This is a genomic window from Kitasatospora sp. LaBMicrA B282 (genome assembly GCF_050325825.1).
GTDB lineage: Bacteria > Actinomycetota > Actinomycetes > Streptomycetales > Streptomycetaceae > Kitasatospora.
The window spans coordinates 32,676-51,343 of sequence record NZ_JBNQTI010000046.1; the positions used below are offsets into that span (position 1 = coordinate 32,676).

General features: G+C 76.0%; 16 protein-coding genes. 11 read left to right on the forward strand and 5 right to left on the reverse strand.

Annotation, left to right across the window (positions count from 1 at the left end):
- Positions 1-12 precede the first annotated feature (12 nt).
- Complete coding sequence (locus tag ACQRUO_RS15645; RefSeq protein WP_428316506.1) at positions 13-552, reverse strand: DinB family protein; 540 nt, start codon at positions 550-552, stop codon at positions 13-15.
- 108 nt (positions 553-660) lie between these two features.
- Here ACQRUO_RS15645 and ACQRUO_RS15650 point away from each other — a divergent pair, with 108 nt between their 5' ends.
- The gene (locus tag ACQRUO_RS15650; protein ID WP_428316507.1) at positions 661-1,395 is read left to right on the forward strand and encodes an SDR family oxidoreductase; all 735 of its coding nucleotides are present in this window, start codon (positions 661-663) and stop codon (positions 1,393-1,395) included.
- A gap of 75 nt (positions 1,396-1,470) precedes the next feature.
- Here the strand turns inward: ACQRUO_RS15650 and ACQRUO_RS15655 are convergent, their stop codons facing one another.
- Positions 1,471-2,136, reverse strand: a complete 666-nt coding sequence (locus ACQRUO_RS15655) for a TVP38/TMEM64 family protein (RefSeq protein ID WP_428316508.1) — start codon at positions 2,134-2,136, stop codon at positions 1,471-1,473.
- A gap of 76 nt (positions 2,137-2,212) precedes the next feature.
- Entirely contained in the window at positions 2,213-3,436 is a 1,224-nt protein-coding gene (locus ACQRUO_RS15660; protein WP_428316509.1) for an MFS transporter, read from the reverse strand.
- A gap of 231 nt (positions 3,437-3,667) precedes the next feature.
- On the opposite strand from ACQRUO_RS15660, the gene ACQRUO_RS15665 reads away from it, so the two are divergent.
- Both ACQRUO_RS15665 and ACQRUO_RS15670 read left to right on the forward strand, forming a co-directional pair.
- Positions 3,668-4,876, forward strand: a complete 1,209-nt coding sequence (locus ACQRUO_RS15665) for an ROK family transcriptional regulator (protein WP_428316510.1) — start codon at positions 3,668-3,670, stop codon at positions 4,874-4,876.
- A gap of 342 nt (positions 4,877-5,218) precedes the next feature.
- The gene (locus tag ACQRUO_RS15670; protein ID WP_428316511.1) at positions 5,219-9,295 is read left to right on the forward strand and encodes a Pls/PosA family non-ribosomal peptide synthetase; all 4,077 of its coding nucleotides are present in this window, start codon (positions 5,219-5,221) and stop codon (positions 9,293-9,295) included.
- A 131-nt stretch (positions 9,296-9,426) separates the two neighbouring features.
- On the opposite strand, the gene ACQRUO_RS15675 is transcribed toward ACQRUO_RS15670, so the two are convergent.
- Together ACQRUO_RS15675 and ACQRUO_RS15680 are read right to left on the reverse strand one after the other, a co-directional pair.
- Positions 9,427-10,125, reverse strand: a complete 699-nt coding sequence (locus tag ACQRUO_RS15675) for a VOC family protein (protein ID WP_428316512.1) — start codon at positions 10,123-10,125, stop codon at positions 9,427-9,429.
- Between the two features lie 6 nt (positions 10,126-10,131).
- Complete coding sequence (locus ACQRUO_RS15680) at positions 10,132-10,983, reverse strand: helix-turn-helix domain-containing protein (RefSeq protein ID WP_428316513.1); 852 nt, start codon at positions 10,981-10,983, stop codon at positions 10,132-10,134.
- A 229-nt stretch (positions 10,984-11,212) separates the two neighbouring features.
- On the opposite strand from ACQRUO_RS15680, the gene ACQRUO_RS15685 reads away from it, so the two are divergent.
- The 8 genes from ACQRUO_RS15685 to ACQRUO_RS15720 all read left to right on the forward strand — a co-directional run bounded on the left by ACQRUO_RS15685 (position 11,213) and on the right by ACQRUO_RS15720 (position 18,540).
- On the forward strand, positions 11,213-11,632 hold the full coding sequence (locus ACQRUO_RS15685) for a hypothetical protein (protein ID WP_428316514.1): 420 nt from the start codon (positions 11,213-11,215) through the stop codon (positions 11,630-11,632).
- A gap of 142 nt (positions 11,633-11,774) precedes the next feature.
- Complete coding sequence (locus ACQRUO_RS15690; protein ID WP_428316515.1) at positions 11,775-12,191, forward strand: TOBE domain-containing protein; 417 nt, start codon at positions 11,775-11,777, stop codon at positions 12,189-12,191.
- A gap of 116 nt (positions 12,192-12,307) precedes the next feature.
- On the forward strand, positions 12,308-13,144 hold the full coding sequence (locus ACQRUO_RS15695) for a glycerophosphodiester phosphodiesterase (protein WP_428316516.1): 837 nt from the start codon (positions 12,308-12,310) through the stop codon (positions 13,142-13,144).
- Entirely contained in the window at positions 13,141-14,280 is a 1,140-nt protein-coding gene (locus ACQRUO_RS15700) for a winged helix DNA-binding domain-containing protein (protein WP_428316517.1), read from the forward strand. The genes ACQRUO_RS15695 and ACQRUO_RS15700 overlap by 4 nt, the downstream gene beginning before the upstream one ends.
- A 199-nt stretch (positions 14,281-14,479) precedes the next feature.
- Positions 14,480-15,562, forward strand: coding sequence for an AI-2E family transporter (locus tag ACQRUO_RS15705; RefSeq protein WP_428316518.1), 1,083 nt, complete (start codon positions 14,480-14,482; stop codon positions 15,560-15,562).
- Positions 15,563-15,644: 82 nt separating this feature from the next.
- Positions 15,645-16,598 (forward strand): alpha/beta hydrolase, encoded by a 954-nt coding sequence (locus ACQRUO_RS15710; RefSeq protein ID WP_428316519.1) that lies wholly within the window; start codon positions 15,645-15,647, stop codon positions 16,596-16,598.
- A 32-nt stretch (positions 16,599-16,630) separates the two neighbouring features.
- Positions 16,631-17,491, forward strand: coding sequence for a spermidine synthase (locus ACQRUO_RS15715; RefSeq protein ID WP_428316520.1), 861 nt, complete (start codon positions 16,631-16,633; stop codon positions 17,489-17,491).
- A 185-nt stretch (positions 17,492-17,676) separates the two neighbouring features.
- Entirely contained in the window at positions 17,677-18,540 is an 864-nt protein-coding gene (locus ACQRUO_RS15720) for a class I SAM-dependent methyltransferase (RefSeq protein WP_428316521.1), read from the forward strand.
- The last annotated feature ends 128 nt before the right edge of the window (positions 18,541-18,668 follow it).

The window sequence follows — 18,668 nt, forward strand, 5'->3', positions numbered from 1 at the left end:
AGTCCGTGCCGCTCACTCCCCGGTGACGCCGTCCACCGCCTCGCGGAGCAGATCCGCGTGACCGTTGTGCCGGGCGTACTCCTCGATCATGTGAACCTGGATCCACCGCAGCGAGACCTCCTGCCCGTGGCGCAGCCGCTTGCCGACCGTCTCCAGCGGCAGCCCGGCGCTCGCCCGCTCGGCCAGCTCGACCTGCCGGCGCCAGGTGGCGAAGGCCTCGTCCGGGTCGGCCTGGTCCACGCCGTTGAAGTCGAGGTCCTGGTCCTCGTCGGTGGCGTAGAGCGGCGTCGCGTCCCCGCCGAGCAGGACCACCTGGTACCAGTAGTTCTCGACCTCGGCGAGGTGGCGGACCAGGCCGAGCAGGCTGAGCGTGGACGGGCTCACCGCGCGCTGCCGCAGCTGTTCCGCCGTCAGACCGGCCGTCTTCACCGCCAGGGTCTTGCGGTGGAAGTCCAGCCAGGCCGCGAGCATCGCGGCCTCGGCGGCCAGGGTGGGCGGCTCGACGCGGCCGAAGTGTTCGTCCAGGTCGACGGGGGTGGGGTTGTCGGTCATGCCCACCATCCTGAAGCAGGCCGGGTCGCCGCCGCGAACCGGTTTCGGTGGCGCTAGGCTCCTGGTCGATCACGGTCCGGGGGACCGGACGGAGCTGCGGAGGAACGGATGTCACGACCCGTCACCCTGGTCACCGGCGGCAGCCGGGGGATCGGCGCCGCCGTCTGCCGGCGCCTGGCCGCCGACGGCCACGATCTGGCGATCGGTTACCGCCGGGACGCGGCAGCCGCCGAACAGGTCGCCGAGCAGGCACGGGCGGCCGGCGCCACGGCGGTCGCCCTGCAACTCGACACCGCCGTCGAGGCCGAGGTGGAGCAGTTCTTCGACCGGGCCGCCGAGCACCTCGGCCCCGCCACCGGGCTGGTGAACAACGCCGGCGTGACCAGCGTGCGCGGCCCGCTCGCCGAGCTGCGCACCGAGGACCTGCGCCGGGTCCTGGACGTCAACGTGCTCGGCTACTTCCTCTGCGCCCGCCGCGCGGCCCGCGACTTCGGCAGCGGTGCGGCGATCGTCAACGTCTCCTCGGCGGCGGCCACCCTGGGCAGCCCCGGCGAGTACGTCCACTACGCGGCCAGCAAGGCGGCCACCGACACCCTCACCATCGGCCTGGCCAAGGAGCTCGGGCCGGCCGGGATCCGGGTCAACTGCGTCTCGCCGGGCACCGTCGAGACCGAGATCCACCAGCTCTCCGGCGAGCCGGGGCGGCCCGAGCGGGTCGGCCCCACCGTGCCGCTGCGCCGCGCCGGCCGCCCGGAGGAGATCGCCGCCGCCGTCGCCTGGCTGCTCTCCCCGGACGCCTCCTACACCAACGGCGCGATCCTGCGGGTGGCGGGCGGGCAGTAGGGGGCGGCTCGGGGCCGGGTCCAGGCGGCTGAGGGTCAGCGAGTCAGCCGGTCAGGTGGTCGGTGGGCCAGCCGGTCAGGCGGCGGCCTCGGCTCGGGCGGTTCCGCGGCGCCTGGCCCGCCAGGCGGCGAGCAGGCTGAGGGCGGTGAGCAGCAGGATCACCGCGCCGGCGGCGAGGAAGGCGGGCGACGTCGGCGAGCCGGCCGAGGCGCCGGCGATCACATAGGCCGCGGTGCCGGGGAGCACGCCGAGGGCGGTGCCCGTCAGGTACGGCAGCGTCCCGGTGCCCGAGAAGGCCGCGCTCAGGTTCACCGCCTGGAACGGGATGCCCGGCACCAGCCGGAGCAGCAGCACGGTGCGGAAGCCGTGCTCGGTCAGCCCGCGGTCCAGGGCCAGCAGCGCCCGGCCGCGCAGCAGCGGCCGCAGGCCGTCCCGCCCGAGCCCCCGGCCCAACCCGAACGCCAGCGCGGCGCCGGCCGTGGTGCCGAGCACCGCGACCGGCACTCCCCAGCGGGCGCCGAACAGCACCCCGGCCGCCACGCTGAGCGCCGGCTTGGGCAGGAAGGCCAGCGTGCCCAGCGCGAAGAGCAGCACGAACGCCGGGGCCCGCCACGCCTCCGGCACCGCGTCGGCCACCCGGCGCGGGTCCCAGAAGAGCACGGACGCCGCGGCGGCCGCCAGGATCAGCACCAGCAGCGCCGGCCGGGTCCAGGGTGCGCGCAGCAGGCCGCTCAGCTTCATGCGGGGGAGTGTAGGGCGTCGCCGTGGATCTCGTCGGATCGGCTGCCGGCGGGCGGTGCCCCGTGCGGGCCCGCGGTCACACCCCGGCCTGGTGGTCGGCGGCCCTGGCCGGGGCGGTGGCCGGGGCGGTGGCCGTGGGGTGCGCCGCGCGGCCGGCCCGGTTGAGTGCACCGGCGGTGCCGATCAGGGCTGCCGCCAGTGCGGTGACCAGGGTGAACGAGACCCGCAGGGAGCTGCCCGCGGCGATCGCGCCGACCACGGCGGGGGCGATCAGTCCGGAGGTGTAGGTGACCGTGGCCACCCCCGCGATCGCCTGGCTCGGGCTCGGCCCGGCATGTCCGGCGGCGGCGAAGGCCAGCGGCACCACCACGGCCACGCCGATGCCGATCAGTGCGAAGCCCGGGATCGCCACCGCGGGCGTGCCGGCCAGCACGACCAGCGCCCCGCCCGCCGTGGCCAGCACGCCGCCGGCCCGCACCGTGCGCACCGCGCCGAACCGGCGCACCACCAGGTCGCCGGACAGCCGGGCCACCGTCATGGTGCAGGCGAAGGCGGTGTAGGCCATCGCGGCGGTGCCGGCCGCGGCGCCGGTCAGGTCGCGCAGGTAGACGCCCGCCCAGTCGCCGCCCGCGCCCTCGGCGAAGACCGCACAGAAGCCGACCAGCCCGATCGCCAGCGCCGAGCGCGGCGGCCGCGCGAACCGCGGCGGCGCCGCGGTCTCCGGCGCGGGCCGCACGTCCAGTAGCCCGCCGCAGACCAGTTGGCCCAGCACCAGCAGGATCCCGGCGGCCAGCGCCAGGTGCAGCCGGGCGTCCAGCTGCTGGCGGGCGGCCAGCGCGCCGAAGGCGGAGGCGACCAGGCCGCCCAGGCTCCACATGCCGTGCAGCCCGGACATGATCGAGCGGCCGAGGCGCTGCTCGACCTCGACGCCCTCGGCGTTCATCGCCACGTCGGACATGCCGGCGACCGCGCCGTACAGCAGCAGGGCGAGGCAGAGCAGCGGGAGGTCGGGCGCGAGCGCGGGCAGCGCCAGCGCGGCGCACCAGAGGCCGAGGAGCAGTCGTAGGGCGGCCCGGGCGCCCAGCCGGTGGGTCACCCGGCCGGACAGCGGCATCGCCAGCGAGGCGCCGATGGCGGGCATCACCAGCGCCAGTCCGAGCTGACCGGCGCCCAGGTGCAGCCGGTCCTGGAGGGCCGGGATCCGGGTGGCGAAGCTGCCGGTCACGGAGCCGTGCACGGCGAAGACCAGGGCGATGCTGCGCCGTGCCGGGCGCAGTGGATGGGCGGCAGGTGACGGCATGACGGGATCCTTCCCAGGGCGGCGGCGTCGGGCTGGGCGTAAATTATCAGGAAGGGAACCTGATAGATAGCGCGATTCCGGTCGGAGGCTGGGTGGTGAGGGGAGGAGTGGGCGTGGCGGGAGGGGCGATGTTCGATGACCGCTGGCGGATGACAGCTGACAGATAGTGAAATCTGTCAGCTGTCAGTGCGCGATCGGCCACCCCCGGCGCGTCTGAAAGGATGCTGGACCATGACCACCGCGCGCCCGGCCACCCCCAGCACCGCCCGTGCGATCAACGACCGGCTGGCGCTCGACCTGCTGCTCAACCACGGACCGCTGACCGCCACCGAGCTGCGCACCCTCACCGGGCTCTCCCGCCCCACCGTCGCGGACCTGCTGGAACGCCTGCAGCGCGGCGACCTGGTGAGCATCGTCGGCGAGCGCGGCGAGCAGCGCCGCGGACCCAACGCCCGGCTATACGCGCTGCGGGCCGACCGCGCGCACATCGCCGGGATCGACGTCCGCACCGTGGGCGTCACCCTCACCGTCGCCGACCTCACCGGCCGCAGCCTGGCCGGTGCCGCGTTGCCGGTCGACCCCGAGGACCCGAGCGGCCCGCCGCCGGACTTCGCCGAGCGGGTGCTGGCCACCCTGCTGGCCACCGCCGAGCAGGCCGGCGCACGCGAGCTGCACACCGTCGCGGTCGGCGCGCCGGGCCTGGTCGACCCGGCCAGTGGTGCGCTGAGCGCCACCTCGCGGCTGCACGGCTGGCACGCCGAGCTGGTCGCCACCCTGCGCAGCGGTCTGACCGGCCAGGTGCTGCTGGAGAACGAGGCCAACCTGGCCGGTCTGGCCGAGCACCGGCTGGGCGCGGCGACCGACCGTGACACCTTCGTGCTGCTCTGGCTCGGTCACGGCACCGGCGCCGCCGTGGTGCTCGACGGGCGGCTGCGCCGCGGTTCCTCCGGCGGCACCGGGGAGATCGGCTTCCTGCCGGTGCCTGGCACCGTCGGCCTGCCGGCGGACAGCAGCTGTGACGGCGGCTTCCACAGCCTGGCCGGCGGCCCCGCGGTCTGTGCGCTGGCACGGCGGCACGGCCTGCCGGTGGGTGACGGCGGCGACGGTGCGCCGCCCGCCGAGGCCGCGGTGCTCGCCGCGGTCGCGGCCGGTCCGGCGGGGGCGGCGTTCCTGGACGAGCTGGCCGACCGGGTGGCGATCGGTGCCTCGGCGGTGAGCGTGATCCTCGACCCCGGGTGCGTGGTGCTCGGCGGCGAGGTGGGCCGGGCCGGCGGGGCTGCGCTGGCCGAGCGGGTGGCCGAGCGCCTGGCGCGGCTGTCGCCGTTGCACACCGAGGTGCGGGCCGGCGCGGCCGGTGGTGGCGCGGTGCTGAGCGGCGCGGTGCTGACTGCTTCGGACGCGGCCCGCCGCGACCTGTTCGGCGGTCCGGAGCTCGGCTGACCCCGAGCCTCCGCCAGGCCGTCGCCCCGAACCGTTCGCACCCGACGCGATGATCGTTTTCTGAGTACGCCCCGTATAACACCCCTCCTCCGGCTGAACGCCTCAGGCGGATGATGTGACGTTCATTGCCCCTTTTATGAGGGTTCGATGAACAAGGGGCTTCGTGGTCGTGGTCGCTCACGGTGACCGATTACCCTCCGTTCTGGGATCAGTGGGCCGGATGGGTCGTGTTGTGCCGATCGCCCAACCGTTCGTCGAGATCGCCGCGTCTCCCACATGCACGCGGCCGACTCCGTGCCGTCCGCTGCTGACCCCACAAGCCGTCCGGCGAGAGCAAGGTTCATGGAAGCAGTAGAAGATCGAGGCGCCCATCCGCGCGCACCCTGGGGGGACCAGCCGGGCCAGGCGGCCGGGGCACTGTGGCCGACCGCCGCGCCCCCGCCCGTCCGCACCCTGGTGGACATCCTGGACGCCGCCGCGCACGCCTGCCCGCACGCGCCCGCGCTGGACGCCGCCGGCCAGGTGTTCGACTACCGCACGTTGCTGGCCGCCGTCGACCAGCTGGCCGGCCGGCTGGCCGCGGCCGGCATCGGGCGCGGCGACCGGGTCGGGGTCCGGGTCCCGTCCGGCACCGCCGACCTCTACCTGGCGATCCTCGCGGTGCTCCGGGTCGGCGCCGCCTACGTCCCGGTCGACTTCGACGACCCGGACGAGCGCGCCGAGCTGATCTGGACCGACGCGGCCGTCTGCGCGGTGATCGGTGCCGGCTGCGCCGTCACCCCCAGCCGCACGGTGGCCCCCGGTCGCTTTCCCGGCCGTCCCACCCCCGAGGACGACGCCTGGATCATCTTCACCTCCGGCACCACGGGCCGCCCCAAGGGCGTGGCCGTCACCCACCGTTCGGCGGCCGCCTTCGTGGACGCCGAGGCCGGGATCTTCCTGCGGAACCGGCCGCTGGCCCCGGGCGACCGGGTGCTGGCCGGCCTCTCGGTCGCCTTCGACGCCTCCTGCGAGGAGATGTGGCTCGCCTGGCGGCACGCCGCTTGCCTGGTGCCGGCGCCGCGCTCGCTGGTCAAGGCCGGCACCGACCTCGGGCCCTGGCTGGTGGAGCGCGGCATCACGGTGATCTCCACCGTGCCGACGCTGCTCGCGCTCTGGCCCGCCGAGTGCCTGGCGCGGGTGCGCCTGGTGATCGTCGGCGGCGAGGCCTGCCCGGCCGACCTGGTCGAGCGGATCGCCGTGCCGGGCCGGGAGTTCTGGAACACCTACGGCCCCACCGAGACCACCGTGGTGGCCACCGCCGCGCAGCTGGTCCCCGGTCAGCCGGTGCGGATCGGCGCGCCGCTGGCCGGCTGGGAGGTCGCGGTGGTGGACGGCGAGGGCAAGCCGGTCGCCTGGTACGAGACCGGCGAGCTGCTGATCGGCGGCGTCGGCACCGCCCGCTACCTCGACCCCGCCAAGGACGCCGAGAAGTTCCGCCCGCACCCCTGGCTGCGCAGCCCCCGGGTCTACCGCAGCGGCGACCTGGTCCGGGCCGAACCGGAGGGCCTGGTCTTCGTCGGCCGCGCCGACGAGCAGATCAAGCTCGGCGGCCGGCGGATCGAGCTGGGCGAGATCGACGCCGCCCTGCAGGCGCTGCCCGGGGTCCGGGCCGCCGCCGCGGCCGTCCGCAGGACCGCCGCCGGCGGCGAGGTGCTGGTCGGCTACCTGGTCCCCGAGCACCCCGAGCCGGGCCTGGACACCGATGCCGCCCGCGCCCTGCTGCTGGCCCGGCTGCCGCAGTCGCTGGTCCCGGTGCTCGCCCTGGTCGGCGACCTGCCCACCCGCACCTCCGGCAAGGTGGACCGCAACGCGCTGCCCTGGCCGCTGGCCGGCGCCGGCGACGCCGGTGCGGCCGCCGACCTGGACGGCACCGCCGGCTGGCTGGCCGCCCGCTGGCGCGAACTGCTCGGCCTGCCGGTCACCGCCGACAGCGACTTCTTCGCACTCGGCGGCACCAGCCTGGCCGCCGCCCGGCTGGTCAGCGTGCTGCGCGAGCGCCACCCCGGCGTCTCGGTCACCGACATCTACGGCCACCCCACGCTGCGCGCGCTGGCGGCCCGGCTGGACGAGCTGACCGGTCCCCGGTCGAGCGCGGACGGGCCGGCGCCGGACCCGACCGGCGGGCACGTCGCGGCCCCGCAGGCGGTGCCCGGCCGGAGCCGGCCGGTGCGGCCCACCCCGCGGCGGGCCGGCCTGGTGCAGCTGCTGGTGCTGACCGTCGCCTACACCGTCAGCGGGCTGCGCTGGGTGCTGGCGCTGGCCGCGCTGGACAACCTGACCCACAAGGTGCCGTGGGCCCCGCACGCCCCCTGGTGGCTGATCATCACCGGCTGGCTGGTGCTGGCCAGCGCCCCGGGCCGGCTGGTGCTCGGCTCGACCGCGGCGCGGCTGCTCACCGTCGGCCTCAAGCCCGGCAGCTACCCGCGCGGCGGTGCGGTGCACCTGCGGCTGTGGACCGCGGAGCGCGCGGTGGCCGCCTTCAACCTGGCCTCGCTGCTCGGCACCCCCTGGGCCCGGCACTACGCCCGGGCGCTCGGCTGCCGGGTCGGGCGCGGCGCCGACCTGCACACCATGCCGCCGGTCAGCGGCCTGGGCCGGTTCGGCCCCGGCTGCTCGGTCGAGCCCGAGGCCGACGTGGCCGGCTGGTGGCTGGACGGCGACGTGCTGCACCTGGGCCGGGTCGAGGTCGGCTCCGGCGCCCGGGTCGGCACCCGCGCGATGCTGATGCCCGGCGCCCGGCTGGCCGACGGCGCCGACCTGGCCCCCGGCTCCTGCCTGTTCGGCGACCTGCCGGCCGGCGAGCGCTGGCACGGCTCCCCGGCCCGCCCGCTGGACGGCGCCGGCGTGGCCCGCGCCGGCGAGGGCTGGCCGGCCCCGGCGCACGGCCGCTCCCGCGGCTGGAACCTCGCCTACGCACTTGCTCTGCCGCTGCTCGGCCTGCTGCCGGTGCTGGCCGCGCTGCCGGCGCTCCTGGTGGTCTACCAACTGGTCGACCGGGACCGCTCGCTGGGCGCGGTGCTGGCCCAGCTGGTGGTCGCCTCGCCGCTGGCCGCGCTGGCCTCGATGGTCTGCTACGCGGGTGCGCTGGTGGTGCTGGTGCGCCTGCTCGGCCGCTCGATCACGCCGGGCTTCCACCCCGCGCACGGACGGGTCGCCTGGTGCACCTGGGTGGTCATGCGCCTGATGGGCACCGCGCGCGCCGCGCTCTTCCCGCTCTACGCCAGCCTGTTCACCCCGGTCTGGCTGCGGCTGCTCGGCGCCCGGGTGGGCCGCCGGGTGGAGGCCTCCACGGTGCTCACGCTGCCGGGCCTGATGCGGGTGGAGGACGGCGCCTTCCTCGCCGACGACACCCTGATCGCGCCGTTCGAGATGCGCGGCGGCTGGCTGCGCCTGGGTGCCTCGCAGGTCGGGCGCCGGGCCTTCGTCGGCAACTCCGGCATCGTCGGGCCCAGCCGGGAGTTGCCCGACGACGCCCTGGTCGGCGTGCTCTCCGACGCCCCGCCGGTGGCCGAGCCGGGCTCCTCCTGGCTGGGCCGCCCCGGCCTGGCGCTGCCCCGGGTCGCCGAGACCGGTGACCTCAGCCGCACCTACGACCCGCCGCGCCGGCTGATGCTGGCCCGCGCGGCGGTCGAGCTCTGCCGGGTGGTGCCGGTGCTCTGCGCGGTACTGCTGGGCGACCTCGCGGTGGTGGCGATGCAGGAGCTGGTGGACAGCGACGGCCTGATCCTGGGCGCCGCGCTGGTCGGCCCGGTGCTGATCGGCGCGGGCGTCGCCGCCTGCCTGGTCACCACCGCGGCCAAGTGGCTGCTGGTCGGCCGGTTCAAGAGCGGCGAGCACCCGCTCTGGTCGTCCTTCGTCTGGCGCAACGAGCTCTACGACACCTTCGTCGAGGAGCTGGCCATGCCCTGGCTCGGCCAGACCCTGGTCGGGACCCCGTTCCTCAACGTCTGGCTGCGCTCGCTGGGCGCCCGGATCGGGCGCGGCGTCTGGTGCGAGACGCACTGGCTGCCGGAGACCGACCTGGTCGAGGTGGAGGACGGGGCCAGCGTCAACCGCGGCTGCGTGCTGCAGACCCACCTGTTCCACGACCGGGTGATGCGGCTGGACCAGGTGCGCCTCGGCGCCGGGGCCACGCTGGGCCCGCACTCCATCGTGCTGCCGGGCTCCGCGGTGGGCGACGGCGCGGCGGTGGGGGCCTCCTCGCTGGTGATGCGCGGCGAGGAGATGCCCGACGGGACCCGGTGGGCCGGCAACCCGGTGGCCGCCTGGCCCACCGGCCACCGCACCACCACCCGCCCGGCGCGCCGGCACTCGGCGCCCGCCCGGCACCGCTCCGGCGGCACCCGCGGGCCGGCCTCCCCGGGCCGCCAGCGCTGAGCCGGGGCCGTCGGCGCTGAGCCAGGGCTGACAACGCTGAACCAGGGCTCTCAGCCCTGAACCAGGTGCGAACCGGCGCCCCCGCACTCCCGGTGCGGGGGCGCCGCCCGTTCCCGGGGCCCGGCGCCGGCTCAGTCGGTGGGTACGCCCGCGGCGCCCACGCAGGCCTCGTTGCCCTCCGGGTCGGCGAGCACCCAGTGGTTGGGGGCGTACTCGTCGGTGACCAGGCGGCCGCCGGCGGCCAGCGCGGCCGCGATCCGGGCCGCGGCCCGGTCGTACGGGACCCAGACGTCGACGTGCACCCGGTTGCGCTGCGGGCGCGGGGCGTCCATCTGCTGGAAGTAGAACGCGGCGCCGCGGCGGCGCGGGTCGACCAGGTCCTCGGGGCTGCCGGCCCGGTGGTCATAACCGAGCAGGGCGCGCCAGAACGCCACCACCGCGGGGGCGGCCAGCGCGTCCACGGTGACCTGGACGCTCTGCACCCCGCCGGGGTCGGCCGCCAGACCCTGCTCCCGCGCGGCGGCCGAGATCCGGCGGGCCAGCTCGACGTCGCGGGAGGTCATCCCGTAGTACTCGGCGGTCAGCGTGATCAGGCGCACCGTCACCCCGGCCTCGCGCAGGTCGACGTCGGGTCGCCCGCCGTCGACGCCGGGCAGCTCGGCGATCGCCTGCACCAGCCGGGCGCCGGCGGCGAAGGACCCGGTGGGGAAGTACGCGCAGGCGCCCTCGCCGAGCACCCGCCAGTCGCCCAGGCCGTCGGCGGCGTGGAACTGGTGCGGCCGGATCCGCTCGAGCGGGGCTGGGGCGCTGGACTGCTGAGTGTCGGTCATGACCGGTCACGGTAGCGGACGGGTCGGACGGGTCGGGGCGGTCGGACGGGTCGCAGCGCTCGGACGGGTTGGTGCGCTCGGACGGTCGGCGGGGCCCGGTGCGGTGAGGATCGGGTCCCAGACGGTGCGCCGGGCGGCGAAGGCGGTGGGGGTGCAGCCGGCCAGGTCGCGGAAGTCGCGGTCGAGGTGGGACTGGTCGCAGTAGCCGCAGGCGGCGGCGACGGTGGCGCCGAGCGGTGGGTCGGGGCGGCGCAGCAGGGCGGCGGCGCGGTGCAGCCGGGCGTTGCGGGCCGCGGCCTTGGGGGAGAGGCCGAGCTCGTGGCGGAAGCGGGAGTTGAGGTGCTGGCGGGACCAGCCGACCTCGGTGGCGACCGTGCCGATCGGGGCGCGACCGGCGGAGGCGGCGATCAGCCGCCAGGCGCGGTGGACCGGGACGGGCAGCGGTGGGCCGGCGGCGATCCAGCGGGCCAGCCGGTCGTCGAGCAGGGTGAACCGGGTGGGCCAGTCGGGGGCGGCGGCCAGGCAGGCGGCGAGCTCCCGGGTCCGGGCGCCGGACGGCCCGCCCGGGTCGCCGGGCCGCTCGCCCAGCGGGCGGCCGAGCAGGGCACGGGCGCCCGGCGCGGTGAGCAGCACCAGCACGGCGGCGCCGGGTGCGCCGCGGGCCGGTGCGACCTCGATGGAGAGCAGCGCGGCGGTCGGCCCGGTGACCTGGCGCAGCCGCGGGCCGGACAGCGGGAGCGGGCGGACGGCGTAGCAGAGCAGGTGGTCGGCGAGCGCGGGGTGCGGGGGGCGGACGGCGAGGTCGCCGGTCTCGAGGGCCTGCACGGCGGGCGCCGCCGGAACGGCCGGGTGGTGCACGGTGGCTCCCGGAAGAGGCGGTGGTTCGCTGTGACCTTACATTTTTCCAAGCCCGCCGCCCAGGCCCTGATTAGTGTGGGAACCACGTCGGAAGTCGGGACGAGCCGGGATTTCTGTGCGTTCGTCAGATCGTATTCCGACTGATCTCTCCAGTTGATCGACCAGCTGATTTCGGGGCTCGGTCGAATTCCGCCGCCATCCTTTCGAACGTGATCGAAGGAGATTTCCCGTGTCCCTCTCCCCGAAGCGCACCGGCGCCGCGCTCGCCGCCGCCGCGGCAGCCCTCGGCCTGATCGCGCTGAGCCCTGCCGCCCACGCCGCGCCCGCGGCCCCCGCAGCCGCCGTCGCGCCCGTCGCCCCGGGCGCCGTCTCCGCCCCGGCCGCCCAGTCCGACTGCCCCTCCGGCGACGTCTGCATCTACCCGGACGCCAGCTTCAACTCGGCCCCGCAGCTCACCTACTACGCCTACGGCACCTACAACCTGAGCAACATGTACGGGGTCCACCGGATCTACAACAACCAGACCGGCGGGGCGACCATGCGCACCTGCACCGGCTACAACGGCGACGGCTGCCAGGGCTACCTGCCGGCCGGCTGGTACATCGACAAGGACCTGACGCCGATCAACTCCATCACCCTGGAGCCCTGACGCGGCAACGCGCACGGACCAGGACGGACCAGGACGGACCAGGCGGGCCCCCGGGCGGGGGCCCGCCCGCGTGTGCGCGCCGTGGCCGATGCGGCAGGATGGAGGTGATTCGGAGTCGAGCCAGCCATCCCCGGGGAGTGCCATGGGACAGTCCGCCCAGCCGGTCCACCACTACCGCATCGGCGAAGCCGCGGCGATGCTCGGCGTCAGCGCGGACACCATGCGCCGCTGGGTCGACGGCGGGCGGTTGGCCGCCGAGCGGGACGAGCACGGCCACCGGATCATCGCCGGGCAGCAGTTGGCCGCCTTCGCCCGGGAGCTGGCCAAGCCCGGGGTGGCGGAGGCGGAGGGGCGTCCGTCCTCGGCGCGCAACCGGTTCCCCGGGATCGTCACCCACGTGGTGCTGGGGGACGTGGCCGCCCAGGTGGAGATCCAGGCCGGGCCGTTCCGGGTGGTCTCGCTGATCAGCCGCGAGTCGGCCGAGGAGCTGGGGCTGGTGCCGGGAGCCCGGGCGACTGCGGTCATCAAATCGACGAATGTGATGATCGAGACCAGCTGATCGCTCGAGCCAGGCCAGCCGTCCGACCGGACCCACCCGAGGAGAGCCGTGCCCACCGCCGTCCTGCCGACCACCGTCCGGCCCAGCGCCGTCCGGCCCGCCGCCCGGAGCGCCCGATGACCGCCCACGCGGCCGGGCCGCGCCCGCTGGCCGTCGCCCACCGCGGCGACCCCTACCGGCACCGCGAGAACACCCTGCCCTCGGTGGCCGCCGCGCTGGCCGCCGGCGCCGACGCGGTCGAGGTGGACGTCCGACTGACCCGGGACGGGGTGCCGGTGCTGCTGCACGACCCGACCCTGGACCGCCTCTGGGGCCTGGGCCGGTCGGTGCGCGCGCTGACCGCCGAGCAACTGGCCGGGCAGCGCTTCGAGGGCGGGCACCGGGTGCCGCGGCTGACCGAGGCGCTCGCGTTGCTGGCCGACCACCCGCAGGCCCGACTGATGATCGACCTGGACGACCCCGAGCCGGCCGCGGCCAGCTGGCGGGCCGTCACCGAGCAGGGCGCCGAGCAGCGGGTGCTGTTCTGCGGCCCGGTCTCGGCGATGCTGGCGGTGCGGGCGGTGGCCGCCGAGGTGCCGATCGCGCTCACCTGGGAGCAGCCCCGGGTGCCCGCCGCCGCACTGCTGGCCGACCTGCGCCCGCAGTACCTCAACCCGCCCTTCGGCCTGGTCGACCGGGCCCTGGTGGACCGCGCCGGGCAGGCCGGCCTGGCGGTCAGCACCTGGACCGTCGACCTGCGCCGCACCATGCGCCGGATGCGGGTGGCCGGGGTCGCCTCGATCACCTCCAACCGGATCGGCCTGCTGCGCAGCGTGCTGGACCGGCAGCACGCGGTCCCCGCACTCGGCCGGCAGCACCCGGCCCCCGGACTCGGCCGGCACCGCCCGGTACCCGGGCCCGACCAGCACCGCCCGGCTGCCGGGCTCGACGAGCGCCCGCCGGCCGCCCGGTGACCGCCGCAGCCGCTCGGCTGCTGGACCGGCGGGCGCTCAACCGCGCCCTGTTGGCCCGTCAGCACCTGCTCGCCCCGGCCGAGCTGACGCCCGAGCGGCTGGTCGAGGAACTGGTCGGCCTGCAGGCCCAGGCCCCCGACGCGCCGTACTACGGGCTCTGGTCGAGGCTGCCCGGCTTCACCCCGGACCGGCTCGCCACCCTGCTGACCGACCGCGCGGTGGTCCGGCTCGGCCTGCAGCGCGGCACCATCCACCTGGTCACCGCCGCGGACTGCCTGACGCTGCGCCCGCTGCTGCAGCCGGTCCTCGACCAGGGGCTGCGCAGCACCTTCGGCAGGCTGCTGGCCGGGCTCGACCCGGCGCAGCCGATCGAACAGGGCCGCCGGCTGCTGGAGGCCGAGCCGCGCACCTTCCAGCAGCTCGGCGCGCTGCTCGGCGCCGACCACCCGGACCGCGACCCGAACGCGCTCGCCCAACTGCTGCGGGCCCGGCTCGCCCTGGTCCAGGTCCCGCCGCGGGGCCTGTGGCGCACCGGCGGCGCGGCCGCGCACACCACCGCCGAACACTGGCTGGGCCGCCCGCTCGACCGCCCGGCCGACCCCGCCGAGGAGGAGCGGCGGCGGGCGCAGCTGGTGCTGCGCTACCTGGCCGCCTTCGGGCCGGCCACCGTGGCGGATGCGCAGAAGTGGTCCGGGCTGACCCGGCTGGGCGCGGCCTTCACCCGGCTGCGGCCGCAGCTGGTCGAGTTCCGCGACGAGGCCGGGCGCACCCTGTACGACCTGCCGGACGCGCCGCGGCCCGACCCCGGCACGCCCGCTCCGGTGCGCCTGGTGGCGCCGTTCGACAACCTGCTGCTCTCGCACGCCGACCGTACCCGGGTGCTGCCGGAGGCCTACCGGCCGCTGGTGATGACGCAGAACGGGATCGTGCTCGGCTCGATCCTGGTGGACGGGTTCGTGGCCGGCCGCTGGGAGGTGACGCGGCCGCCGGGCGGGCCGGCGGTGGCCGAGCTGCGGCCGTTCGAGCCGCTGTCCGCCGCGGTGCGGCGGGCCGCCGAGGCGGAGGCGGAACGGCTGCTGGCCTTCGCGGCGCCCGAGGCGCCGGGGCACGAGGTGCGGGTCGAGAGCAGCGCATGAGTCGGGATCGGCACGTGACGGGTCGAGACCGGCACATGACGGGTCGGGATCGGCACGTGACGGGGTTGAGAGCAGCATATGACGGGTCGAAACCGGTGAATAAGTGTCAGATATGGTGATATGTGGCTGACCCGGTGACAGTCGAACCGGTCAGGTGCACCCCGCTGGGGCAGCGGGCTCGGTAGCGGGCGGAGGCGCGATGCGGGCCGGAGAACCGGAGCAGCTGCTTCCCCCGGCGGTGCGCACCGCCGCCGCCTGGTCCGTCGCCGTGATCCTCTTCATCGCCGTCGGCGGCCTGGTGGTCTACGCCCTGGTCGCCCTGCGCGCCGCCACCGTGCCGCTGCTGCTCGCGCTGCTCGGCAGCGCCCTGCTGCACCCCGTGATGCCCTGGCTGGTCGGGCGCGGCCTGCGCCGCGGCCTGGCCGCCGGGCTGACCTGCGCCGTGCTGCTGGCCGCGGTCTTCACGGTGCTCGCGGTGCTGACCAACTCGTTGGTGCACAGCGCCCCGCAGATCGCGCACGCGCTCCAGCAGGCCGGCCGGCAGATCGCCGGCCGGCTCGGACCGCTCGGCGACCGGATCGAGTACGCGCTCTCCCAGTCGGCTGGCTCCGGCAGCTCGCTGGTCTCCTCGCTCGCCGACGGGGTGCTCTCCGGGCTCGGCCTGGCCACCCAGGTGGTCACCGGCAGCGTGCTGGCGCTCGCCCTGGTCTTCTTCTTCCTGCGCGACGGCCACCGCAGCGCGGACCTGGTCCGCTCGGTGCTGCCGCCCGACCGGGCCGAGACGGTGATCGCCTGCGGGCAGCGGGCCTTCGCCGCGATGGCCGGCTTCATGCGCGGCACCACCCTGATCGCCCTGCTGGACGCCACCTTCATCGGCGTCGGCCTGCTGGTGCTCGGCGTGCCCGGGGCCGCCGGGCTGGCCGCCCTGGTCTTCCTCGGCGCCTTCGTCCCGTTCATCGGGGCCTTCCTCTCCGGCAGCGTCGCGGTGCTGGTGGCGCTGGCCGACGGCGGGCTCTCCAAGGCGGTCTGGACCCTCGGGGTGGTGCTGGCCGTCCAGATGGTGGAGGGCAACGTGCTGCAGCCGATGATCCAGAGCCGGACCGTCGAGCTGCACCCCGCCACCATCATGATCGCGGTGGTGGCCGGCTCCGGGGTGGCCGGGATCCTCGGCGCCCTGCTCGCCGTGCCGCTCAGCGCCGCCGGGCTCGGGGTGATCACCGTGCTGCGCGGCCGCCCGTTCGGCGAGCCGGCCCCGGCGCCGGTACCGGCCCCGGACGAGTAGCGCCGGCCCCCGAGGGCAGTCCCGGTCTGACACCCGGCACCGGTCGCAGTGCCGCAGGTCAGCCACCCAGTACAGTCGTCCCGTGGACGCTGTGGACTTCGTGACCGACACCCTGGGCGAGCCCTACGAGGCCGCCGAACTGACGCTGACCCCCGACGAGGAGGGCGCCGTCAGCGCGACCCTGGTCCGGCGGCTGGTCCCCGGTGCCGAGCAGGCGGTGCTCTACCTGCACGGCTACAACGACTACTTCTTCCAGACCCACCTCGCCGACTTCTTCGTCGAGCGGGGGTGCTCCTTCTACGCGCTCGACCTGCGCAAGTACGGCCGCTCGCTGCGCCCGCACCAGTCGCCGAACTACGTGCGCGACCTGGTCGCCTACGACGAGGAGATCGACCGGGCGGTCCGGATCATCCGCGAGCAGGACGGTCACAGCCGGCTACTGGTCAACGGCCACTCCACCGGCGGCCTGGTGGCCGCGCTCTGGGCCGCCCGCCGGGCCGGGCGCGGCGTGGTGGACGGGCTCTTCCTGAACAGCCCCTTCCTCGCCATGCCGACCGCTCCGGTGGTGCGCACCCTGGGCGCCCCGGCGCTCGATGCGCTCGCCCGGCTCGACGGGCTGCGCAAGCTGCCGCAGGCGATCAACCCGCACTACGTGCACAGCCTGCACCGCGACCACCGCGGCGAGTGGGACTTCGACCTCACCCTCAAGCCCGCCGAGGGCTTCCCGCTCTACGCCGGCTGGCTCGCCGCCGTCCAGCGCGGCCACCGCCAGGTCCGCCGTGGCCTGCCGATCGACTGCCCGGTGCTGCTGATGGCCTCCACCGCCTCGATCGCCACCAAGACCTGGGACCCCGAGCTGCACCGCCGCGACGCCGTGCTGCGCGCCGACGACATCGCCGACCTCGCCCCGCGGCTGGGCCGGCACGTCACCTGCGTGCGGATCGAGGGCGGCATGCACGACCTGGTGCTCTCCGCCCCCGCGGTCCGTGCCGAGGTCTTCGCCGAGCTGGACCGCTGGCTGAAGGCCTGTCAGTGACGCCTGACGGACCAGTGACGCCTGACGGATCAGTGACGGCCGGCGAACCGGTCGAGCGGCTGCCGGTGCAGCGGCCGACCGCGTTCGGCACCGCCAAGCTGATGCCCGACCTCGACGACGAGGGCGGCTGGCTGCTCACCCTGGACGGCACCCCGCAGTCCTACGTCGACCTGGCCGACCCGACCCACCTGGAGTTCGAGTACACCCGGCGGCTCGGCCACCTGGCCGACACCCTGGCCCCCGCGGGCTGGCCGCTGGACGTGCTGCACCTGGGCGGCGGGGCGCTCACCCTGCCCCGCTACCTGGCCGCCACCCGCCCCGGCTCCCGGCAGCGGGTGGCCGAGGCGGACGGCCCGCTGGTCGAGCTGGTCCGCGAGGTGCTGCCGTGGGCCGAGCAGGACGGGATCGACGTCACCGTCGCCGACGCCCGCGAGCTGCTGGCCGGCACCCGACCGGGCAGCCTCGACCTGGTGATCGCCGACGTCTTCCAGGGCTCGCGCACCCCGGCCCACCTGACCAGCCTCGACTTCGTGGAGCTCGCCGCCGCCGCGCTGCGGCCGACCGGCTGCTACGCCGCGAACCTGGCCGACAGCGCGCCCTTCGACTTCGCCCGCGGCCAGGCCGCCGCGGTCCGCGAGGTCTTCCCGCACTGCTGCCTGATCGCCGAACCCTCGGTGCTGCGCGGGCGCCGGTACGGCAACCTGCTGCTGATCGGCGCGGGCCACGCGCTCCCGGTGCAGGACCTGGCCCGCCGGCTGGCCGGCGACGTCTTCCCGGCCCGGCTGGTCGAGGGAGCCGAGCTGCGCGGGCTGATCGGCTCGGCCACGCCGGTCCCGGACGCCGCGGCGCAGCCCTCGCCGCCGCCACCGGACGGCGCCTTCAGCATCGGCTGAGCCGGGCCGCTCGGGGCTCTTCCTCCGCGGGCTCCTCGACCGTGCGGCATCCCCGGCGGGGGCGGCCCTGGTGTCGCGGCCCGGCGCGGGCGGACCCGGTGTCAGAATGACCCCAGGTCCGCCGGCCGGGCGTGCTGCCCGGCCCGGAGCGCGGGCCGGTCCGCCGAGCCGAGGAGCCGATCGCGTTGTCCGCCGCCGAGGGCCGTACCGATCTGCCGGGCGACCTCGCCCCCAGCGCGCTGCCGGAGACGGCGCTGTGGATCCTCTACCAGCGGGCGCTTGAGGCCAGGCGCCCCGACGCGCTGCTGCACGATCCGGAGGCGGTCGCGCTGGTCGACCGGCTCGACTTCCCGTTCGAGCAGCGGTTCGGCCCGAACTCCGCGGCGTTCGCCCGCATCCAGGCCCTGCGCGCGCTCGCCTTCGACGGGGAGGTGGTGGACTTCCTCACCCGCTGTCCGCGCGGCACCGTGGTCTGCCTGGGCGAGGGGCTGGAGACCCAGTACTGGCGGACCGACAACGGCCGGGCGCAGTGGCTGGGGGTCGACCTGCCGGAGGGCGTCGCGCTGCGCGAACGCCTGCTGCCACCGGCCCCGCGCCACCGCCAGGTGGCCTGCTCGGTCACCGACCCGGCCTGGCTGGACGAGGTCGAGCTGGGGCAGGAGACCCTGATCACGGCGCAGGGCCTGCTGATGTACCTGGAGCCGGGGGAGGTGTACGCGCTGGTGGCGGCCTGCGCGGCGCGGCTGCCGCGGGCCACCTTCGTCTTCGACGTGGTGCCGCACTGGATGACCCGGCTCCAGCGGGCCGGGGAGAAGCGCCCCAAGGGGTACCGGGCGCCGACGATGCGCTGGACCACCGGCCCCTACTCGCTGCTCGCCGACGCGCGCACGGTGCCGCTCGGCTCGCGGCGGGCCTGGATGCAGCGGGTGCTGGCGCTGGACCTGCCGGACCGCCGGGCCCGCCTGGTCCGCTCGCTCGGGCCGCTCGACCTGATCCGCCCGGCGGTGGCCCCGACCCTGCGCTCCCTGCTGCGGCGGCCGGCGGACTAGGGCCTGTCTTCAAACCCCCGTCTGCGCGGCGACGCCGGGGCACGCACCTCGACGGCTTCTCGTCAGTCGCCGATGCTCCGCATGGACTCCCTCCTCGGCGCCGCCGATGCACGCACCCCAACGCCGCC

Bases quoted from the DNA above. Each gene is read 5' to 3' on its own strand.
- ACQRUO_RS15645 (WP_428316506.1), bottom strand. From the start codon at position 552: ATGACCGACAACCCCACCCCCGTCGACCTGGACGAACACTTCGGCCGC.
- ACQRUO_RS15650 (WP_428316507.1), top strand. From the start codon at position 661: ATGTCACGACCCGTCACCCTGGTCACCGGCGGCAGCCGGGGGATCGGC.
- ACQRUO_RS15655 (WP_428316508.1), bottom strand. From the start codon at position 2,136: ATGAAGCTGAGCGGCCTGCTGCGCGCACCCTGGACCCGGCCGGCGCTG.
- ACQRUO_RS15660 (WP_428316509.1), bottom strand. From the start codon at position 3,436: ATGCCGTCACCTGCCGCCCATCCACTGCGCCCGGCACGGCGCAGCATC.
- ACQRUO_RS15665 (WP_428316510.1), top strand. From the start codon at position 3,668: ATGACCACCGCGCGCCCGGCCACCCCCAGCACCGCCCGTGCGATCAAC.
- ACQRUO_RS15670 (WP_428316511.1), top strand. From the start codon at position 5,219: ATGGAAGCAGTAGAAGATCGAGGCGCCCATCCGCGCGCACCCTGGGGG.
- ACQRUO_RS15675 (WP_428316512.1), bottom strand. From the start codon at position 10,125: ATGACCGACACTCAGCAGTCCAGCGCCCCAGCCCCGCTCGAGCGGATC.
- ACQRUO_RS15690 (WP_428316515.1), top strand. From the start codon at position 11,775: ATGGGACAGTCCGCCCAGCCGGTCCACCACTACCGCATCGGCGAAGCC.
- ACQRUO_RS15695 (WP_428316516.1), top strand. From the start codon at position 12,308: ATGACCGCCCACGCGGCCGGGCCGCGCCCGCTGGCCGTCGCCCACCGC.
- ACQRUO_RS15705 (WP_428316518.1), top strand. From the start codon at position 14,480: ATGCGGGCCGGAGAACCGGAGCAGCTGCTTCCCCCGGCGGTGCGCACC.